General features: G+C 45.1%; 18 protein-coding genes. 8 read left to right on the forward strand and 10 right to left on the reverse strand.

Going from position 1 to position 19,844, the window contains the following annotated elements:
* Positions 1-380 precede the first annotated feature (380 nt).
* Together mptA and ACSAZK_RS09370 are read left to right on the forward strand one after the other, a co-directional pair.
* Positions 381-1,340: a GTP cyclohydrolase MptA gene (gene mptA / locus ACSAZK_RS09365; protein ID WP_440956986.1), complete on the forward strand. Its 960-nt coding sequence runs from the start codon at positions 381-383 to the stop codon at positions 1,338-1,340.
* Between the two features lie 354 nt (positions 1,341-1,694).
* The gene (locus ACSAZK_RS09370; protein ID WP_440953903.1) at positions 1,695-2,018 is read left to right on the forward strand and encodes a DUF2098 domain-containing protein; all 324 of its coding nucleotides are present in this window, start codon (positions 1,695-1,697) and stop codon (positions 2,016-2,018) included.
* A 177-nt stretch (positions 2,019-2,195) separates the two neighbouring features.
* On the opposite strand, the gene ACSAZK_RS09375 is transcribed toward ACSAZK_RS09370, so the two are convergent.
* Positions 2,196-3,629, reverse strand: a complete 1,434-nt coding sequence (locus ACSAZK_RS09375) for a methanogenesis marker 14 protein (RefSeq protein WP_440953904.1) — start codon at positions 3,627-3,629, stop codon at positions 2,196-2,198.
* Between the two features lie 748 nt (positions 3,630-4,377).
* On the opposite strand from ACSAZK_RS09375, the gene ACSAZK_RS09380 reads away from it, so the two are divergent.
* The 4 genes from ACSAZK_RS09380 to gatB all read left to right on the forward strand — a co-directional run bounded on the left by ACSAZK_RS09380 (position 4,378) and on the right by gatB (position 8,966).
* A complete protein-coding gene (locus tag ACSAZK_RS09380; protein WP_440953905.1) occupies positions 4,378-5,541 on the forward strand; it encodes a Coenzyme F420 hydrogenase/dehydrogenase, beta subunit C-terminal domain in 1,164 nt (387 codons plus the stop codon).
* Between the two features lie 212 nt (positions 5,542-5,753).
* A complete protein-coding gene (gene gatC / locus ACSAZK_RS09385) occupies positions 5,754-6,035 on the forward strand; it encodes an Asp-tRNA(Asn)/Glu-tRNA(Gln) amidotransferase subunit GatC (protein WP_440953906.1) in 282 nt (93 codons plus the stop codon).
* 9 nt (positions 6,036-6,044) lie between these two features.
* Positions 6,045-7,478 carry an Asp-tRNA(Asn)/Glu-tRNA(Gln) amidotransferase subunit GatA gene (gene gatA, locus ACSAZK_RS09390; protein ID WP_440953907.1) on the forward strand — a complete coding sequence of 478 codons (1,434 nt, stop codon included), beginning with the start codon at positions 6,045-6,047 and terminating at the stop codon, positions 7,476-7,478.
* A complete protein-coding gene (gatB, locus tag ACSAZK_RS09395) occupies positions 7,479-8,966 on the forward strand; it encodes an Asp-tRNA(Asn)/Glu-tRNA(Gln) amidotransferase subunit GatB (RefSeq protein WP_440953908.1) in 1,488 nt (495 codons plus the stop codon).
* Between the two features lie 522 nt (positions 8,967-9,488).
* Here the strand turns inward: gatB and ACSAZK_RS09400 are convergent.
* On the reverse strand, positions 9,489-10,331 hold the full coding sequence (locus tag ACSAZK_RS09400) for a nitrilase-related carbon-nitrogen hydrolase (RefSeq protein ID WP_440953909.1): 843 nt from the start codon (positions 10,329-10,331) through the stop codon (positions 9,489-9,491).
* Between the two features lie 180 nt (positions 10,332-10,511).
* Complete coding sequence (locus tag ACSAZK_RS09405) at positions 10,512-11,363, reverse strand: hypothetical protein (RefSeq protein WP_440953910.1); 852 nt, start codon at positions 11,361-11,363, stop codon at positions 10,512-10,514.
* Between the two features lie 195 nt (positions 11,364-11,558).
* Between ACSAZK_RS09405 and ACSAZK_RS09410 the strand changes: the two genes are divergently transcribed.
* On the forward strand, positions 11,559-12,176 hold the full coding sequence (locus ACSAZK_RS09410) for a class I SAM-dependent methyltransferase (RefSeq protein WP_440956987.1): 618 nt from the start codon (positions 11,559-11,561) through the stop codon (positions 12,174-12,176).
* 17 nt (positions 12,177-12,193) lie between these two features.
* Here ACSAZK_RS09410 and ACSAZK_RS09415 read toward each other — a convergent pair whose 3' ends face one another.
* The 5 genes from ACSAZK_RS09415 to ACSAZK_RS09435 form a co-directional block, all read right to left on the reverse strand.
* Positions 12,194-12,721, reverse strand: a complete 528-nt coding sequence (locus tag ACSAZK_RS09415; RefSeq protein WP_440953911.1) for a hypothetical protein — start codon at positions 12,719-12,721, stop codon at positions 12,194-12,196.
* Between the two features lie 128 nt (positions 12,722-12,849).
* Positions 12,850-13,386: a hypothetical protein gene (locus ACSAZK_RS09420; RefSeq protein ID WP_440953912.1), complete on the reverse strand. Its 537-nt coding sequence runs from the start codon at positions 13,384-13,386 to the stop codon at positions 12,850-12,852.
* 251 nt (positions 13,387-13,637) lie between these two features.
* Positions 13,638-14,234, reverse strand: a complete 597-nt coding sequence (locus ACSAZK_RS09425; protein WP_440953913.1) for an RloB family protein — start codon at positions 14,232-14,234, stop codon at positions 13,638-13,640.
* A 97-nt stretch (positions 14,235-14,331) separates the two neighbouring features.
* Positions 14,332-15,654 carry an AAA family ATPase gene (locus ACSAZK_RS09430; protein WP_440953914.1) on the reverse strand — a complete coding sequence of 441 codons (1,323 nt, stop codon included), beginning with the start codon at positions 15,652-15,654 and terminating at the stop codon, positions 14,332-14,334.
* A gap of 302 nt (positions 15,655-15,956) precedes the next feature.
* A complete protein-coding gene (locus ACSAZK_RS09435; RefSeq protein ID WP_440953915.1) occupies positions 15,957-16,733 on the reverse strand; it encodes a hypothetical protein in 777 nt (258 codons plus the stop codon).
* Between the two features lie 352 nt (positions 16,734-17,085).
* On the opposite strand from ACSAZK_RS09435, the gene ACSAZK_RS09440 reads away from it, so the two are divergent.
* Positions 17,086-17,655: a dihydrofolate reductase family protein gene (locus ACSAZK_RS09440; protein WP_440953916.1), complete on the forward strand. Its 570-nt coding sequence runs from the start codon at positions 17,086-17,088 to the stop codon at positions 17,653-17,655.
* A 76-nt stretch (positions 17,656-17,731) separates the two neighbouring features.
* Here the strand turns inward: ACSAZK_RS09440 and ACSAZK_RS09445 are convergent, their stop codons facing one another.
* Both ACSAZK_RS09445 and ACSAZK_RS09450 read right to left on the reverse strand, forming a co-directional pair.
* Positions 17,732-19,102, reverse strand: a complete 1,371-nt coding sequence (locus ACSAZK_RS09445; protein WP_440953917.1) for a hypothetical protein — start codon at positions 19,100-19,102, stop codon at positions 17,732-17,734.
* Positions 19,103-19,436: 334 nt separating this feature from the next.
* Positions 19,437-19,718, reverse strand: a complete 282-nt coding sequence (locus tag ACSAZK_RS09450) for a hypothetical protein (RefSeq protein ID WP_440953918.1) — start codon at positions 19,716-19,718, stop codon at positions 19,437-19,439.
* Between the last annotated feature and the right edge of the window lie 126 nt (positions 19,719-19,844).

The following is a 19,844-nucleotide window of genomic DNA, read 5'->3' on the forward strand; positions in this document are numbered from 1 at the left end:
TTTTAAAGTATATAAAGTCTTTCTTCAGGAAGTTGGCTATAGTTAGTGTTTTGGTGAAAAATTACCCAAAACCGTGAACTCTATATAAACTAAATTTTTCTATATTGTGCTCTGTATGGGAAATATTTAAATATTTATGGCTTGTTGGAAATATACCCAAATATGGGTTCAGGAAACGGGTAATAGCATTTTGGAAAAGAATGTTTTATTGTACTTTTGGAAAAGAACTGAAAAATAGAAAGCATAAGCTTTACATGCTATAACCCCTAATGGCTATTATATTTTGCAAATGCATATAAAATTGCAAGATTGCAAAATCCGTACCAATCAAATTTATCCGTATAAAATCGAACATTCATCTTTTTATGGATCTGGTTAACATGGAAAATTGTATTTTCAACCTCCCCGACGTCCAGGCCAGCAAACCGAGCGTGCCTATCAACCTCACGAGGGTAGGGGTTACAAACGTAAAAAAACTCGTTGAAATAAAAAGAAGAGACAAACGTCCAATCGTACTGATTTCAACCTTTGACGTCTTTGTTGACCTGCCTTCTGACAGGAAGGGAGCTAACCTCTCACGCAATTTCGAAGCCGTTGACGAGGTGCTGGAGAATATACTCAGCATGCCTGTGTACGAGATTGAGAAACTCTGCAGCGATATCGCACACAACCTTTTAGGCCGCCACGAATATGCCAACCAGGCAGAAGTCAGGATGACAAGTGAATACATGGTCAGGCGTGCTTCCCCGGCCACAGGCATGAAATGCCAGGAAGTCGTGAACATTTTTGCCGAAGCTTCGGCTGTAAGAGGCAGCGGCGATGACGACTACTTTGATGTAAAGAAACTCATAGGGACTGAAGTGGTAGGGATGACTGCCTGCCCCTGCGCCCAGGAAATCATGAGGGATAAGGCAGCAACCGAACTTGCTAACCTTGGCATTGAAGAAGAGACCATCATCAAGTTCCTGGAAAGGGTTCCGATGGCCACTCACAACCAGCGCGGGAGGGGTACAATCTCGATTAAGGTGGCACACGATTTCGACGTGTCCCTGGAAAGCCTGATCGAAATCATCGAGCACTCCATGAGTTCCAGCGTCTTTGAAGTCCTGAAGCGTTCCGATGAAAAGGCCGTCGTGGAAACCGCCCACAAAAACCCGAAATTCGTGGAAGACTGTGTAAGGACCATGGCCGATAACGTCGTAAAAGAGTTCCCCAACCTTCCCGACGACGCAGTGATTACCATTAAGCAAGTCAATGAGGAAAGTATCCACAGACACAATGCCTTTGCCGAAAGGGTTGCCCTCCTTGGAGAACTCAAGAAAGAGATCAACAACAACTAACATCTTTTTTTCTTTTTTTTAATTTATTTAATTTTTCCATTATTTTGTGCCAGTTGCCAATTCCCATCTGACATTTAGAATTTATTTGACACTAGATGATATTTCTTAAACTCCCCGTCCATTTCACAAAATTCCCCAAAATATTATAGTCAACCCATTCTTTTTCCGGAAAAGCCGCAAAATAGGACCCGTGTTTCCTTTCCAGCCCCTTTTCCCGAGCATTCCATCAGGGAAAAAGGCCGCACAAAGTTTATTACAGGGACGGGATAACCTATAAGCAGTCAATCTTGAGAAACAAAGGACTTTGCGGGGTCGTAAAAGCAAGCATGCCCCGGGAGCCGTCGAGGTGAAATAATGGCTGAAGCTGAAGTCATCACGGCTGTTGGCCGAAACAATAAACCCATCAATGTGGGGGACGTTGTCAAATACGTCAACACTGATACAATAAGCCGCGTAAGCGAGATAAAAGAAGATGAACAGGGAGTCTGGGTACTGCTCGAGGCAACAAACCTCTGGTACAGGGATGAAACCCTGGAAGTCACGCACATTGAACTCAAGGAAAAGAAAGAAGAAAAGGAATTAACAGCCAAAGAAATGGAAGAACTTATCCGGAGAGGAAAGGAGGACGTGGCAGCTTTCGATCTTTCAAAAACGACCGGAGGAGGGGCAGGAGGCTAATACTCCAGCCCTCTCTATTAAGGATATTATATTCAACGCTTTTTTGAAAAATTGTGTGTTATTTTCAGCTGCCTATTTGTCCATTTACTTTAGTTATTTATTTTCGTTGTTTATTTGCTTCATTTTTTATTTTCGTTGTTTATTTGCTTCATTTTTTATTTTCGTTGTTTATTTGCTTCATTTATTTTGCAATTTGACCCTCTGAGCAAGGATACACTTCCCCCCATGCCGGCCTCCAAGGGGATACTGAGGTGTTCCAAGGGAATTCATGCAGCGGGCCATGACAGCTGCACCCCGGGCAAGCCCGTCGTCCACGAAAACAACGCGCTCATCGACTTTCGGGGCAATGCCCATTTCATCCAGGCATTTCAGGATCAGTTTTGGTTTGTTCCCGGTAATTCCGGCCCTGCCTGTGATCCCAATGGTGCTGTCCTCAAAGACCAGGCCTTCATCTTTTGCAACTTTAACCAGCCTGCAGGTAACATCCGCCATTACCTCGTCAATGACAGCCGAGATAACCTGTACCCCATATTTCTTGCAGATTTCCATGCCGATTGCGCTCAGTTTACCCATATCGGACCCGTTTTCTCCAACATCACAGCCGATGAGCACGACCCCCACTTCTTTAGCCCCTTCGGAACTCACTGGCACACTTCCGTACCTCGTCCTGTGTTCCGGGACTTTTTCTATAATGATAAGGTCGTTAATTCTCTTTGTATATTCCTGGATTACCTTGCCCTTCATTTTCAGGGTCAGGAAAGAAGTAGGCTTTTCGCCTTTCAGAACATCGAGCGCAGTTCCCAGTTTAGCGTCCACGACCCTTGAACCCCGAATGATGGCGTCGGGGATTGCACCCGCGTAGCCACAGAAGTTCCCGACGGTCTTTGCATAGGGCAAGTCAGGGCTTGTTATCCTTCCGTCCAGAGTGGTCCCGAAATCAATGGAGATACAGGGATTCCTGAAATCCACGTCCGTCATTTTGGCTGCTTCCTTGATCCCTGCCGTTGCAAGTTCTCCTTCCATTTCATTCGCAACAATTTCAACTCCTGTGGAGCCTATTGGAGGCAGGACTCCTGCAACAGCCCCGTCGAAAACCACCTTTTCCATCTTGCTGTATTTCTGGAACTTTTTTGGGATATTTGAGGTGGACATCGGAGGAGTCATGTTTTTTGGGGGAACGCCGGCAAGGAGACAGCCCTCTGCAAGGGCTTTGACGAATTCCCCGACCTCATCCGGAGAATCAAAACCCGCAACAACCCCTGTGGAACGGACAACAAAGTTGAGGTCGGTCTTAATATCCAGGTTGGCTTTATCCAGGGACTCGAGCAGGCTGTTGCTCACAAGCTCCGCAATGGACTGCCGGGTCAGTTCCACGCCCGTAAGCGTCCTGCCAAAAACCACTTCTCCGGGTTTCGGACCCCGGACATCCCTGGTCATCTTCACTACCTTGTTGATAATATGAGTCCTGCCTGTATCCATGTTGGTAGCGGTCAGGATGCATTTCGTGGTGGTGTTTCCGACTTCCACGGAAGCCACGATGAAGAAAGGTTTTGACTTCAGGTCAAGTAAACGGACCTGGGGGGATTCAGCAATTCTGGGTTTCAGAGCCATTTTTATTCCTTCTTAAAATCTGTAAATTTTATGAGTTGTATTTTAAAAGACTAATTTATGAGTTGTATTTTATAAGACTAATTTATGAGTTGTATTTTATAAGACTAATTTATGAGCTGCAATTTATAAGACTAATTTATGAGCTACAATTTTAAAAGATTCCTGTAAACAAAGGCTGTAAACAAAGGGATGCTTCAGGATACCTGCAAAGGGTTCCGAGAGAGGAATTTAACAAGAACACAATTTATTCGAAGTATAGAGGAAGGTATTAACCAGAGCATATAATAATGTTTCCAAAAAGACCCCTGAGAGTCTATTGATCCGGATTTTACACAATCGAAAGGACAAATTGCCCCTGATTTCAGCCTGGAAAGGGAAAGAGATAGGGGTTTACGCCCCGACACACAATACTTTATTTCATTTATACTCGTTCAGTTTCACCAGTGTTTACACCGTTAACACTTTCACCTCACTTTCCGACCTGCAGACCCCGAGAAATTCAAAAGCTCTGACCGATATTTTAATAAGGGAAGCGTACAGCGTCTAAATATAAAGATTGTAAATATATAAATGTGGTGAAATTACAAATGAAACCTTGCATACACAACATACACCATGCATACACCACATACATTGTAATTGACACACCAGTTGACTAACCCTTCCGGATTGGTGCAAATAGATCTCCCGGGGAGGGGAGTCGTATACTGCCTTAATTTTTCGTGTGAACCTGCATTGGAGGCTTTTAATGCCACTTGATCCTATCTGCAAGAAAATTGTGTCAGACAGTACTGAATACGTTTCGGACTACGGGGGGAAACCGTACTATTTCTGCAGTCCCGAATGCAAGCAAAAATTCGAGGTGCTGGAAAAGAGTGTTATCCGGCTCAAAAGAAACCTTAGCGACAAGGAAAAAATTTCCTTTGGAAAACTAAAGCGCGACATCATCAAACCGGGGATCTGCACCCTTTGCGGAGCCTGCGCCGCAAGCTGCGAGTGCATCACCATCGAAGAAGGGAAACCAAAACTTGTAGGCCCCTGCAAAGCCTGCGGCGTCTGCTACTACCAGTGCCCGCGGACCATCACCACAGAAGAAGGGCTTATAGGAAACATCCGCTATGCCTACGCCGCAAAATCGGCCATTCCCGAATTAAAGGGCCAGGACGGCGGGGTAGTGACTTCCCTTCTCCTTTACGCCCTTGATGAAGGGCTCATCGACTGCGCCGTGGTAACCGGACAGTCAAAAGAAGAACCCTGGAAACCCATGCCCATGGTTGCAAAAACCCGGGAAGAAATTCTGGAAAGCGGAGGCAGCATCTACTCCCATTCCATGACCCTGGAAGCCCTCATGAGCGCCATAAAGCAGGGGATGAACAGCATCGCCTTCGTGGGTACGAGCTGCAACATCGATGCCGTAACGAAGATGCAGAAAAGTTCCCACGGCTTACTGCACCTTTTCATGCGGGCCAAGGTCCTTAAACTGGGGCTCTTTTGTATGGACACCTTCTCCTACGAAGGAATCAAAGCAGTGCTTGAGAGTTACGGGATCCTGCTCGAAGACGTCGACGCCATGAAAATCAGGAAAGGAAAGTTCGAAGTCTTCCTCGAAAATGGGGAAACCCGCACCTTCGAACTCAGCGAATTCGACGAATACCGGAGCTCCTCCTGCAAATTCTGCACGGACCTTACCGGGGAAAACTCGGACATCTCCTTTGGCGGCGTCGGAAGCCCCAAAGGCTGGACCACAGTCCTCGCGAGATCAGCCATGGGCTACGAAATCTTCAAGGAAGCCGTTGACAGCGGATACATCGAAGCAAAAGAGTTGACCGACAACGAACTCGAAAAAGTCCTCAACCTCGCCAAAATGAAGAAGGTCCAGATGTACGCCCTGCACATGAGGGAAAAGGTGTGAAAATTTTTTGATTAAAAGCTCTAAAAAATCGCATCAGACTGACTGCGCACTGGCTCCCATCCGGCTGCTAAGCGGACATTTACCGGCTACCCTTCATCTGCCCGCCGGCAACAGATTGTGGAGGAAGAGAATATATATTTATTTCATGACTTGTTTTTAGTATGCAGAGTCAATATCCTTTTATTCAGATTATTCTTTTTTGAGGAAATTTCATGATCACAAAAGAAGATGTAGAACATATCGGCTGGCTTGCCCGTATTGAGATTAGCGAGCAGGAAACCACCGAATATATGGAAAAACTTAACTCAGTACTGGATTATTTCGGGCAGCTGGACGAACTGCCGACCGAAGATGTGCCCCCCACCTACCACGTGGCTGAGGTCTTCAACGTGTTCAGGGAGGACGTGGTCAAGGAATCCCTCCCGCAGGAAGAAGTGCTTGCAAACACCGAACACAAGCAAGATGGGGCTTTCAAGAGCCCGAAGATCGTGTGAGGGGAAAAAATGGCAGAAGCAAAATGGATGAGTGTTGCTCAGGTAAAAGAACAGATCCGGGAGAGTTCGGCCGAAGAAGTCACTGCCCGCTACCTTGAAGTTATAGGGAAGAGCAAGCTCAACGGCTATGTCGCGGTCTCGGAAAAGGCAGTTGAAAAGGCAAAGGAAATCGATTCCAAAGGCCATGATGGCCCCCTGGCAGGAGTGCCAATCGCGATCAAGGACAACATCTCCGTGCAGGGCATGCAAAACAGCTGCGGCTCGAAAATCCTTGAAGGGTATGTCCCCCCATTCAACGCCCACGTGATAGAAAAACTCCAGGCAGCAGGGGCCGTGATCCTCGGAAAGACGAACATGGACGAGTTTGCCATGGGCTCTTCCACGGAAACCAGTCACTACGGCCCCACCCTGAACCCCTGGGATCTCGAAAGAGTACCCGGTGGATCTTCAGGAGGAAGTGCAGCAGTCGTTGCAGGTGGAGAAGCTCCTTTTGCCCTCGGGTCGGACACCGGAGGCTCGGTGCGCTGCCCTGCAGCTTTCTGCGGGATCGTGGGGCTAAAACCCACATACGGGTCCGTTTCCAGGTACGGGGTAGTTGCCTACGCAAACTCCCTGGAACAGGTAGGCCCCCTTGCCAACAACGTAAGCGACATCGCAGCCCTGATGGACGTGATCGGAGGGTATGACAGCAGGGATTCAACCTCGATCGACAGGAAGATAGCCTACCAGGAAGCCCTGAAAGATGACATCAAAGGGCTGAAAATCGGGATCCCGAAAGAATTCTTCGGGGAAGGAATAAACCCTGACGTTGAAAAGGCGGTGTGGGACTCGATCCACCGCTGCGAGGACCTGGGTGCCTCCTGGGAAGAAGTCTCGATGCCAAACATCCCTTACGCCCTTGCCTCTTACTACATCATCGCAATGAGCGAAGCTTCCTCCAACCTTGCCCGCTTTGACGGGACCCGCTACGGGTACCGGGAGAAGGGAGAAAACTGGCACTCCATGATTTCCAAAACCAGGGCAGAAGGCTTCGGGGTTGAGGCAAAGCGCAGGATATTCCTTGGAACCTATGCCCTTTCCGCAGGGTACCACGACAAGTACTACCTCAAAGCCCTGAAGGTCAGGACCCTGGTAAAACAGGACTTCGACAAAGCACTTTCAAAGACAGACGTCCTGATGGCTCCCACCATGCCGAACCCTGCTTTCAAGATCGGGGAAAAGATCGAAGACCCGCTCACCCTTTACCTCTCGGACGTCAACACCTGTCCCATCAACCTGGCAGGCGTACCCTCAATTTCCGTGCCCTGCGGCTTTACCGACGGGCTGCCAATCGGACTTCAGGTCATAGGAAAGCCCTTTGACGAAGCTAGCATACTTCAGGCTGCCTATGCCTTTGAACAGAATACCGATCATCATACAAAGAGACCTCCGGAGGTGGCATAAATGGTTTACGAGAACCCTGACGGCGTGAAAATCGGGCTTGAAATCCACGTCCAGCTAAACAAGCTCAATACCAAGATGTTTTGCGGCTGTTCGACCGACTACCATGACGCAGCCCCGAACACCCACACCTGTCCGGTCTGCCTGGGCCTGCCCGGAGCCCTGCCGGTCCTGAACAGGGAAGTTGTGAAGGCCGCAATCAAGGTAGGGCTTGCCCTTGAGGGGGAAATTGCGGAGGAGACGCAGTTTCACAGGAAGAACTATTTCTATCCTGACCTGCCCAGAGGCTTCCAGACAACCCAGTACGACTACCCGATCGTGAGCAACGGGAAGGTAGTGATCGAGGGTGAAGACGGAGAACATGAGGTAGGGATCTGGAGAGCCCACATGGAAGACGACCCCGGAAAGCTGGTCCATATAGGGAGCATCGAAAAGTCCAAAGGGGTACTGATCGACTACAACCGGTCCGGGATGCCCCTGATCGAGACCGTTACAGCCCCTGACATGAGGAGCCCCAAGGAAGCCCGGAGGTTCCTGGACAAGTTCCGGAACATCCTCGAGTACCTGGACGTCTTCGACGGCAACCTGGAAGGAGCCATGAGGATGGACGCAAACGTCTCGGTCTACGGCGGCACCCGTGTTGAGGTCAAGAACATCTCCTCCCACAAAGGCGTGGAGAAAGCCCTCCTCTACGAGATCATGCGCCAGAAGAACGTGATCCGCCGCGGAGGCGAGATCACACAGGAGACCCGCCACTTCGACGAAGCCCGGGGCGTAACCATAGGAATGAGGACAAAAGAAGAAGCAGAGGACTACCGCTACTTCAGAGAACCTGACCTCATGCCGATGAAAGTGTCCGACTGGATCCCGGGGATCAAAAAGACCCTTCCGGAACTTCCCGACGCCAAACGCTCCCGCTTCATTGAGCAGTACGGCATAGCGGACATGCACGCAAAAGCCTTGACTTCCAAGATCATGCTCGCCGACTTCTATGAAGGCGTCTGTAAAGAAGCTACAGACCCCAAACAGGCAGCCACCTGGGTCGCCGACGTCCTTCTGGGCGAATTAAACTACCGCGACCTGGTAATCTCCTCATACGACGGCAGAGCCATCGGATGCTTCAACGACAAGGACCACAGCATCACGAACTCTGTCAAAGTCGCCGACATGGTCGAACTGGTAGCCCTCTTCACCGACGGCAAGATCAGCGACAGGGCTGCAGTGGAAGTCATCCGCAGCACCCTGGACGACGAGGAAGAAAAGACTCCTCTGCAGATCATCGAGGAAAAAAGCCTCTTCAAAGCCGAAGACGACCTGGTAACAAAAGCCGTCGCAGAAGCAATCGCCGAAAACGAAGCCGCCGTCCAGGACTACCTTGGAGGCGCTGAAAAGTCCCTGAACTTCCTGGTCGGACAGGTCATGAAAAAGACCAAGGGCACAGCAGACGCAAAGACCGCCCGCGAGATGCTCGTAAAGGAACTGAAAGGATAAAAACCGGCCCTGGTTCCGAATACTGAATAATGAATACTAAAAACTGAAAACTGGAAGGTTAGCCCGGGACAGGGTTAACCTCCACTACACTTTTTCTTTTTATCAGGATTCGCCTTTTATCGGGGAACGTTTTTCGAATTTTCTCTTTTCTCTATAGAGCTCTTTTTTCGGGAGCCGAAGGTTTCTGCTGAAAGATAGAAAACCAGAGCTGCGTGAATAGCCTCATCCCCGTCGTTATTGTCCCCGCTCGCGAAGCGAAGCGGCCTGACCCCGAAATAAAAAATTAAAAATTAAAAAAATAGGATTCAGGATCCCGATTTCAAAAGAGAAGCTCAATAGAAAAAATACCTCAAAACCGCCACCATCACAACCAAGAAGAAAACAAGCCCCAGAACAACCCGGAAATAAGCCCTTTTTTGCACCGCACACATCTTCTTCAAGCCAGCCACCACTTTCCTAACTCAAACTTTTTTCTGGAAATTTCAACGTAATTAAATACATTTCAATACGATTCAACAAATTTCAATACAATTCAGGCCTTCGGTCTCCGAAAATGGATGTTGTTTCCCTGGTTTCTTTTGCCTTTTCCAGATCGATTTCCCCTACCAGGACACACTCCTCTTTTCCGGCTTCTGCCAGCATGCTCCCCCAGCCGTCCGCGATAAAAGAGCCTCCGAGGTAAGTCGAATAGCGGTCTATTCCTACCCTGTTGCAGGCAACGTGTGGGAGCTGGTTTTCCAGAGCCCTGGAAAGGGAGATTGTCCTCCAGGGGTACCCGAAAAAGTCAGGGATTTCAGCAGCCGAGACCAGGATGTCGGCGCCCTCAAGGGCCAGTTTCCTGGCAACTTCCGGGTAGCGGAGTTCATTACAGACGATGAGCCCGATAGTAAGTCCGTGTTTTTCCAGCCGGATAGGAGCAATCCGGTTTCCGCGCGCAAAGTGTTCTTTTTCAGGGCCGTAGAGGTGAGTTTTCCGGTGGGTTCCGGCCAGCTTTCCGGATTCGATACAGAAGCCGAGGTTGTACTGGAACGAGCCCTGCTCTTCTTTCCGGACTTCACCCCTTACTTTATCCCTTTCTATCGACCCTGGTTCTTTTCCCGCATTTTCCATTTTCTCTATAATCGAGCCTGCAAGAATGCAGTCGTGTTCTTTTGAAAAAGAGCGGAGGGCTTCGAGAGTGGGGCCGGAAACGGATTCAGCTGCATCCTTTATGTGCTCATAACAAAACCCGGTTGAGAAAACTTCCGGGAAAACAAGTAGTTCAGCCCCTTTTGAGACTGCTTTTTCTGCAAGGGAAAGGGCACACTCAAGGTTTTCCTTTTTTGAGCAGAGGGAGATGTTCATCTGGATACAGGCGATTTTCATGGAGGGCCACCGGAATCAGAAATAAAATTCTACTAATGTGTTCTTAGCATCTGCTTACATCCCAATTCAATTAAAGCTTTGTGATCCCTTGCATTTTCAAAAAAACAGTTAACCGGATAAACTTTATTAAAGTATCAAATGCACTGCTTCTCAAATACCTGATGCACTGTCCCAAGGGCATCAAATTCGTTGCTTTTCCACCTTAATATCTTCCTGCCCGCAGTGTTTACACCTGTAATACCTGGTTGTGGTAATCAATGCCCAGAACTTCTGCTTGATTTCCTTTACATCCGGTCTTTTGAATTCCTCGCAGGCAGCGTTTTTTCCGCAAACCCTGCATGACATTTTTTGAGGAGTAAAAACTCCGGGATTTCCCTTAAAGGTAACAATTCCTTCACTCCCTGTCCTGGCTTCTTCATGTCCGCAGTTTTTGCATTTCCAGTAGCGAGTTATTTTTACGCTGTAGCTGTGAGGGGTGCTGAGTTCCTTTACATCCGGAATTTCGAACTCTTCACAGGCAAAAGGTTCACAGCATGCCCTGCACCGGGCATCCCTGTGGTAGTCCGCGATTCTGGAAAACTGTTCCCCAAGCACCACCGCAAGCACTCCGAGAGCTATTCCGAAAACGACTATGAAGGTATCCACCCATAAGGGAACTCCCAGGTTAGAAGAGAGAAAGCCTGAGAAGAGAAAAGAGAACATAACGAGAAGCGGAGGGAACATGTATGAAAAGAGTTCGGAAGCAGCCGAAATTCTTTCCTCGCCAAAATTACTGACGAGGGAAGGAGCCAGCCTTTTCAGGAAAAAATCGCTTTTGTACTCTCCTCCGTATGTGATGATGTGCATTCCGGAAGCAGAATGAAACTCAATATTCGAAGCGCTGCCCTGTAATAGATCAGGAGCACGGCTATTAGAAACACGGCTATTAGAAACACGGCTATTAAGGGCGCCATAATCAGGAGCGCTACTATTATCAGACTTATCTTTAGATTTGGAATGTCCGGAAATCGAATATTCGGAAACCTCAGCCAAGCTACCACCCCCCACAGATATTCATAGCGTATTGGCATCGGATTTCAATTTATGAATAAGTGTATGTAATCAATTACTTTAATATTTGTTTACTTAATTTTTTGAAAAAGAGACAGATTTTATTCAAACAAATCAACTTTTGCATATAAAAATACAAGCCTCACAACTTTTGCGGACAAAATATAAGACTCAAGAATTTCAAATAATGTTCATAGGGGAAAAACAGCAGGGAAAAATACAAACCGGGTAAAAAAACGATTTCTACAAACCGGCAGGGGGAATATTATGGACGAACCGATGTCTGACCTTCACTTCCATGCCATGGCTCTCATGTTCAGGTTCCGGGACTTCATCAAGCCCAGGCGGAAGATCCTTGAAGAGGTGAAAATAGAACCGGGCTTCAGGATTCTGGACTACGGCTGCGGCCCTGGAGGGTACGTCCCTGCAGCCGCAGAGCTTGCAGGAAATTCAGGAAAAGTCTATGCCCTGGACATCCACCCGCACGCAATAGAGATGGTCAAAGACCTGGCTTTTAAAAAGAACCTAAAAAATGTTGAAACCATTCTTTCAGACTGCGATACCGGCCTTCAATCCTCAAGCCTGGACCTTATTCTCTTCTACGACACCTACCACACCCTGAGCGAGCCCGACAAAATCCTGAAAGAACTTCACCGCATCCTGAAACCCGGCGGAACCCTCTCCTTCAGCGACCACCACCTGAAAGAAGAGGAAATCGTGAAAAGGTTGACAGAAGGCGGGTTTTTCCAGCTGAAAAAGAAGGGGAAATGGGCATACTCTTTTGAAAAAATCTGATGTAAAAGCAATTAGAATTATTCAACCCTGCCTTCACTTTCCTCAAACTCCTTTTTCACATCATCCGGAACCCTGTTAAAAGGGCAGCCGAAATAAACGCATCGTCCGCATTCATACCTCCTCACGGTCAGCAGGAAAAAGACAATGGCAACAAAGTAAGCCCCCAGCAGGAACGGTTCTTTCAAGAGCCAGGGAAGCGGGAAGAAGATAACAATGATGAAACCGAGGGACGTTATTGCAATATCGAATCTGCTCGGGGGATACGGTCTCGGCTTGAAATATTTAGGACAGCCCCAGTTCATCATGCAGTTTACGCATTTTCCTTCCCTTGCATAGTAAGGGCAGTGAGTGCAGAAGAAACGCTGCTCAAGGACATAGAAATGGAAAGCAACCAGGAAAATATAGACAAGCAGCCACCCTGTAGAGCGCATGCCGATTGCAAGTGCTGCCGGAAATAGCAGAACCAGGGTTATGAAGTTCCAGTAAAGGAAGTCCTTAAATTCGTGTTCTGTTTTTAGGGGGATCTGTGAATCAGAGGTTGACATTAGAATATTCTCCAGCAAAAAAAGCAACCATAACAGTTATCGTTTTCCTAAAAGTCCTCTTCTTTTTTAAAAGTTCTACCGTTCTTAAAAACACTACTTATCTTGACGCACTACTCATCTTAAAAGTTCTACCTTTCATAATAGCCTTCTTTTTCCTCAAACTCCTTCCTGAGCTCAGCAGGCACCCTGTTCATCGGGCACTCGAAATTAATGCAACGAATACACTCATATCTCCTTGCAGTCATCCCAAAGAGAGCCCAGGCAACGATGTAGGCACCCAGCAGCAGGGGGTCCCTTACCAGCCAGTATACCGGAAATAGAAACATGGGAAGAGCCCCGATTGCAGTAATCACCTTTTCGAGCGGGCTGTGGGGGCCGGGCCGGACCTTGAAGAGTTTGGGCACCCCGTGAAGCATCATGCATTTTACACATCCCTTGCTCCGGATATAGTGCATGCAGTGGGTGCAGGTGAAACGAAACTCGATTACAAGGAAGAAAAAGAGGGCTATGCCTATATAAACTGCCACCCATTTGAAAGAATCCCTGGCAATTGCTATGGAACCGATTAGAAAAGGAATCATGTTGAAGAAGTTCCAGTAAAGGCGGTCTTTTGTGGAGTGCTCCACTTTGAGGGGGATTGCTTGCCGGGGGGTTGAGGGGGACATGTATGAATTTTTGGGAAGGGGAGAGGTATAAAGGTTGTGATTTAGAGGATGGTTTTTGGATTATCCTGCAGGAAAAACAGGTTTCAGGAAATTTGGTCTTGTATACGAGACCATTATAGGCAAGTTTTGGTCTTTCATAAGAGACCGATTTAACAGAGATTTGACCCTGAATAGGAGACCAATTTAGCGGTTATTTTTCACTCTACATGGACATTTTGAGCAACATTTGTCCTTATAAAGAAGAAAGGTTGCTACTTGAAATCATTGACTTTTTCTATCAAGTCAAAAACAAGCGTTAAAGGATTGCTCTCCCTGCTCAGGATTTCCACACCGTATTCCAGGTGCTTTTCACGGACTTTTTTGGAATTGCTTACAGCATCATCTAGCCTGCCCCTTATTTTTGTGTAGAGTTCAGAGTCATTTTTTCGGTATTCGCCCAGGCTTAGGTCCAGTTTTCTTTTGAGCAGGTCCTTTTCTATCGCCTGCGGGTAGTATTCGAAATGCGAAAGTATCCAGTATTCAAAACAGGGGTTCGAGAAAATCAGGAAAAGGCCGTTTTCCTCTGCAATATTCTTTGCATTTGCAAGTGCCGCATTTGAATTGAGGTCCCTGTCGAAAACACAGAAGATCAGATCGCCGGACAGGTAGTCCTTTCTGTGCTTTTTGAACTCGACGGAGTAATTCACAAGGCCAACAGGGTCCTTATTTTCAGAAGAATGGACCTTGATCCTCAACCTTTCAAGCCTTTCCTCTGCCCTCAATTTGCTAAAGTAGTAGGACTCCGTTTTTTCACCCTCACAGAAGATCCAGGCAGTTTTTATAGGCTTTTTCCCTTTCTTTCTAACCATAATCGGCCCTTCCCAAACCCCATTAATAAATTATTGTCAACAGTTATAAACAAACTGTTGCCGATTATTGTCAATAAATCATTTCAGTCAATTATTGTCAATAAAGCAGAGTTTCATCCACGATCGGAACCCCCCCAACCCTGCCGGTCAGGTAAGCCCGCTCAAAATCAATCTCCTGCCTTATGTCAAAATCGAGCAGGGAAGCAAGCTCCGTATGCCGGTTAGGCTCTTTGGTGCAGAAATAGATCTGGTCCCGCCTGAAGAGTTCATTGTCAAGGAGGTTAGTGTCATGGGTGGTAAAGACCATCTGCGCCCGGCTGTTCTTTTTGCTGTTGAAAAGCCGGATAAGGAGCCGGGTAATTTCCGGGTGGAGGCTTGATTCGAGTTCGTCTATGAAAAGAACCCCACCTGCATCCATGACGTCAAAGAGAGGCCCCAGGAGCGTGAGGGTTTTCCGGGTCCCTTCGGATTCCTCGCGCAGGTCAAAATATACGGCATCCCCGCTTTCTGTCCTGTGCCTGATCCTTACTTCGTAAGAATCCCCATAAGCCCCACCGGAAGCCCCACCGTACCCACTGGCAGACATAGCGGCAGGCCTGGCGGAAGACCCGGAGCTTTTGAAGGCATCCGTAGGGGAGTACTCGAACACGAATTCCGGTGCTGGGGAAGGACTTTTTAGCTTTTTGACCGTGATCTCTTCTATCCCTCCGAAATCAGCCTTTTTCAGCACCTCAATAACCCTGGCTTTGAACACTTCGTCAGAATGCATCCGCTCAAGGGTATAGTTCTCCCAGCCCGAAGTGAGGCTTACCTGCAGGCTCCCGGTAAAAAACTCGTAGACAGGCCTGGTTTTCTCATACCCGAGCTGCGTCGCCCGCGAGAGGTAGAGGGTTTTTTCGATGGTCTGGGAACTGATAAGTTCCTGCTGCTTTTTGTCTACAGGAAAGTGAAATTCCGAGATTCCTTTGGCAGAACTGTCTTTTTCAAAGCTGTTCTTCCGTTTAAAGACAGCCCTTTCCCTTTTCCCCGGCCTTTCGAAAAGGTACTCATCGATAACCCGCCATCTGTCACAGGAAAAACCATACCTGTACCTGACCCCCTCATGAACAAACTTGAGCTCGAAGCAGGAAGGCTTTTCCAGGCACTCCCTATCCAGCCTGAAAGGCGTAACGGGAATCCTCGTATCTATATTGAAGTTATGCGAATGCGCAACCATGTTCCGCATGAAAAAGAGAGCCTTTACCAGGTTCGACTTCCCCGAAGCGTTTGCCCCGTAAACCACAGCCGACTTGAGCAGTCGCTCCTTTTCCGAGACCTCTATAAGGTTGCAGGAAAGCTTCTTGCTCGCACTGGAGTCGAGGCTGAGGCTAACCCTGTCTTTGAAGGAGAGAAAGTTTTCAACGGAGAATTCCAGGAGCATAATATTGTATATGGCGGTTCAGATTAATAAGTTTAATTGACAATTTTGCAAAAATTTTGCATTTTTTGGCATTTTAGGCGCAAAATATAGAGATTTAACAGGATTTTGCACATTGAGAACGTTCAAAATCAAAAAAGGAGTTCTCGACTTTTGGGAGGAGAAAACCAAAACTGCGTGAATACCGTATCCCCGTCTGTCCGGTCCCGCTCGTTTACGAGCGGCCTGAACCATGCATCACCTATGATAAGAAGTGAGTTAAAATCCAAAAATGCCAAGTCCTCAAAAGAATCCCGAAATTTCAATCAGCCAGCGATATCCGAAAAGTTAGATGAGGACTCCAACCTTTCAATTACCTCATACCCGCAGAACCTGCATCTAAAATATCTGGTAAAAGTAATCGTTTCACCCATAAAATGTTTTTTTGTTAACTTATCTTCTTTTTTAAATTCTTCATATGCACGCTTTCTTCCGCATCCTGCACATTTAATTCTGTTCAACCAGAAACTCCCAATTCCATCCCCCTTTTCAGCAAGAAGCCCTTCAGAGCCTGTTCTTGCATCTTCAGAACCACAATATCTGCATTTCCAGTACCTGGTAATTTCAATCGAGTAGCTTACAGGACTGCTTATTTCCCTGAAATCCGGGATTCTGGATTCATCACAGGCAAATTTTCGACCGCACCTTTTACATTGAACATCATGCAGGCACTCGGAAACTTCAGAAGATTGATACTTAAAATAAAAGGGCAAATAGCAGAAACTCCATATTAATACGAATAGAAACCCCAAAGAGAAAGGAATATCAGGCAGTAAAGAAACTAGCCGCATTGACAAAACTGAAGATAAAAATATCCCCATAACCTCCAAAAAAGGATATGCTTTTCCAGCAATCAAAACACTCCTTTCACCAAATTTACTGAGAAGATAGGGAGCGAACTTTTTACGGAAGAAACCAGTCTTGAATTCTCCTTTGTAAGAAATGATATAAGTATTCGAAGAAGGAATATGCTGAACTGTTATAGAGTAGTCTTTACCAGACTCATATTTTATGGGAATTGATAATTCTACAATGTCATCCAACCTGATCCAACCCTGATTAGACAATTATCTGTTCAAAATGGATACTATTTTAACAAATAAATAATGTTCCATTTCAACAATTAAACATTACCAGTTTACGAGCGGCTTTTCCCTTTGCAATGCCCTGAAAGAAGAGGAGAAAAAACTGTGTTCCATTTTTACAACTCTATTTTTATATTTTGCCCGGGGGACGCTAGAAGCAAACCGAGGCTACGTTCAAAAACCCCACCCCAAAAAATGAACTTCAACCCTCTGCCCCGCTCACTTCAACAACAAAGCCCTGTGTAAAGCAAATTGATTTACATCCCAACAACCGTAAAAACAACCCGGAAACCAAACCGAGCCCCAAACCATGCCCCGAATAAAGCTCTACATCGCCTGCAGCCTCGACGGCTACATAGCCCGCTCCGACGGAAGCATAGACTGGCTCCCCGACCCCGGACAAAACTCCGATACCGACTACGGCTATTCCGAATTCTACGCCTCAATCGGCACGGTCCTCATGGGCAGGAAGACCTACGAACAGGTCCTGAGCTTTGGAGTCCCCTGGCCCTACGGAGAAAAAAAGACCTATGTTTTCACCCGCCAGTCCGGAAAAGAAGGACCTCTACCCCTCGAAAAGAACGTCGAGTTCGTCTCCGGGGACATCGGGAAATTCGTGCGCCAGCTAAAGGAAAATACGGAGGAGGATATCTGGCTCGTTGGAGGGTCACAGATAATCAAGGTCTTTCTTGAGCAGGACCTTGTGCAGGATTTGATTATTTTCGTGGTGCCGATTATTCTGGGGGGCGGAATTCCGCTGTTTGATAGGATCGGGAAGGAGATAGGGTTGAGAGTTGTGGGGACGGAGAGGTATGAGGGTGGGATGGTGAGGTTGGAGTATGAAGTGATAGAAAGGGAATATTTATGGACAGTTACATAATTGTTTACATAATCAATTTCTGAGGCTATAAAAAACAGGCAAAGAGAACAGATCAATCATTTAAAAGTTACTTAATTCAATAGTTTAGAACTATTTCAGTATTGTTATTTACTTTATCTGGATCAAAATAACCATCAAAGAGATGAACAAAATATTTTACTATGTATGGTTCCTCGGTATAAAGCCCAGTTTTTCCACCGCTTATACCCCCACTGCTTACGATTAAAAGCAATTCTCTATCATTTACAATTAGAATCCTAAAATTTTCTAAATTTTGTTTACTCCAGTTTATTTTGCCTTTCTGTTCTAATTTATTGAGATCAGAAAGGGTGTTCTCGTATTTTTTTTCTTTACCTAACGTATTTATTTCTAAATTTAATCCATTTAAATAATTAGTAAATATTCGCCCAAAGAATCTGGCAAACTTAACAAGAAAATTTTGCCCTTCGGGGTCCAAACTTAAATAATAATCATCCAAGAACTTAGCTAATGTTCCAGGCTCCTTTCCTCTAAGAAAACGATAATAATCATCCAAATCAAGTTCAGATGCATGTTCTGTAGGTATGCCTTCAACGGGGTGATCTTTTTTAAATACGTAAGGAGCAATTATTTTGAAATCAACTTTTTTCTCATCTAAAAGTGTATTGATGTTACCACTTATATCTTTAAAACCAACAAGTGTTCTAGAAATTACTTTTATAGATTTAATCTCATCTTGTGAAGACGATTGATTTTGGGTTCTTTCTCTATAAACCATAATATTCATTTTACGATAGATATTTTCTTTACCACTAATAGAAACGAAATTAGAGTAGAATTTCTCAAGAGAAGTAGGCAAAGATCTTTTAGTAGGTTCACCCATCGTTAGTAAATATTCACCAAAAAAAGAATTTGCAAAGGAACCTACAAGAATATAACCGGCACAGTTTTTCAAAAAAATAGAAACCTCTTTTACATGGTTAAAAGCACTTGGATAGAGATTTTTAATGATGTTATAAAGATCAAATTCAAAACACATAGAATCAATTGCACCGCAAACATTTATGAAAAACATTATTGATGCCAAAGAACCTAAAATTGCAGTGTATTGTTTTCCATACATGTAACCTTGTTCCCTCGTGATAATCCGGGCAACAAAACAAAAGCTTAGAGCAGACGCAGAGACAATAGGAAAAACATTAGTCGTGTCCATGGATGATAATTTGGAAAAAAATAGTTGATAGATAATATAAGCAAATAAAATAGTACCGAAAACATATCCAAAAAATAAAGAAATTACTTTTGTAGGATTAATTGAAAAATCAGCATTTATAATCCTTATCAAAAGTCTATTTACAATGCCTGCAACTACTTTAATATATAAATAAGGGACAAAGATCGAGATAAAAAATATGAAAAAGATTTTAATAATGGAAGATAATTCAAATGTGAAAAACGATAGAGCCATTTGCCGTGTATTGACCCTAAATGTATAAAAAGATTTTTAAATAGTATTTTGGAAAATTATATTCTTATTATTCATTAGGAATCTTTTCGAGACATATAAAATTATAAAAATCAGAAAAAATGAATACAGAAATAAGCAGAAAAATTTCCAGAAAAAAAATAAAAAATGATTAACTATAGTCAAAACGCAATGTTTGAAGATAACATGTTGAATTATTTCCAACATTAAAATGCTCTGAGCTTTTAAGTAAGGATTAGCTATAAATTAATCATGCATAAAACTATATCAAAAAAGTAGGCATTTAGGAAGGGGTGTAAATGTGAAAAATTACGGCTTAAAGATTGGAACTTGAGTCTTTTCCAAACAATTGATGCAAGATGAAAATAACCATCATCAAAAGTATTATATTCACTTCAAGTTCTAAAGAAATCAAATCTATAGAATAAAAAATCCAAGAAAGGATAGCTATCGCAGCTGCTACAGTGGAATAACAAATAGAATCCATAAAAAAGACGAGACCTGCAAGATTTTTTCCTTTTTTTCCAGAATTTTTCCCCTTACTTTCCATAAAATCACCGATTCCATAAAAATTTGCCAGTCCAGCCTTTAACACCAATTTGGTATAGATGTAATTGATCATATAAATAACTTTATACTTAAGTCAACGTTGAGTCAATGTATATCTATGTTTAGGCAAGAAATGTATAAATAGGTTTTCAGATTAAAATAATAAACGGTAATA

Origin of the sequence: Methanosarcina sediminis (assembly GCF_052056915.1) — an archaeon.
In the GTDB taxonomy this organism is placed as follows: Archaea; Halobacteriota; Methanosarcinia; order Methanosarcinales; family Methanosarcinaceae; genus MTP4.

Excerpts from the sequence above, each read along its gene's own strand:
- mptA (WP_440956986.1), top strand. The coding sequence starts at position 381 with ATGGAAAATTGTATTTTCAACCTCCCCGACGTCCAGGCCAGCAAACCG.
- ACSAZK_RS09370 (WP_440953903.1), top strand. The coding sequence starts at position 1,695 with ATGGCTGAAGCTGAAGTCATCACGGCTGTTGGCCGAAACAATAAACCC.
- ACSAZK_RS09375 (WP_440953904.1), bottom strand. The coding sequence starts at position 3,629 with ATGGCTCTGAAACCCAGAATTGCTGAATCCCCCCAGGTCCGTTTACTT.
- ACSAZK_RS09380 (WP_440953905.1), top strand. The coding sequence starts at position 4,378 with ATGCCACTTGATCCTATCTGCAAGAAAATTGTGTCAGACAGTACTGAA.
- gatC (WP_440953906.1), top strand. The coding sequence starts at position 5,754 with ATGATCACAAAAGAAGATGTAGAACATATCGGCTGGCTTGCCCGTATT.
- gatA (WP_440953907.1), top strand. The coding sequence starts at position 6,045 with ATGGCAGAAGCAAAATGGATGAGTGTTGCTCAGGTAAAAGAACAGATC.
- gatB (WP_440953908.1), top strand. The coding sequence starts at position 7,479 with ATGGTTTACGAGAACCCTGACGGCGTGAAAATCGGGCTTGAAATCCAC.
- ACSAZK_RS09400 (WP_440953909.1), bottom strand. The coding sequence starts at position 10,331 with ATGAAAATCGCCTGTATCCAGATGAACATCTCCCTCTGCTCAAAAAAG.
- ACSAZK_RS09415 (WP_440953911.1), bottom strand. The coding sequence starts at position 12,721 with ATGTCAACCTCTGATTCACAGATCCCCCTAAAAACAGAACACGAATTT.
- ACSAZK_RS09420 (WP_440953912.1), bottom strand. The coding sequence starts at position 13,386 with ATGTCCCCCTCAACCCCCCGGCAAGCAATCCCCCTCAAAGTGGAGCAC.
- ACSAZK_RS09425 (WP_440953913.1), bottom strand. The coding sequence starts at position 14,234 with ATGGTTAGAAAGAAAGGGAAAAAGCCTATAAAAACTGCCTGGATCTTC.
- ACSAZK_RS09430 (WP_440953914.1), bottom strand. The coding sequence starts at position 15,654 with ATGCTCCTGGAATTCTCCGTTGAAAACTTTCTCTCCTTCAAAGACAGG.
- ACSAZK_RS09440 (WP_440953916.1), top strand. The coding sequence starts at position 17,086 with ATGCCCCGAATAAAGCTCTACATCGCCTGCAGCCTCGACGGCTACATA.
- ACSAZK_RS09445 (WP_440953917.1), bottom strand. The coding sequence starts at position 19,102 with ATGGCTCTATCGTTTTTCACATTTGAATTATCTTCCATTATTAAAATC.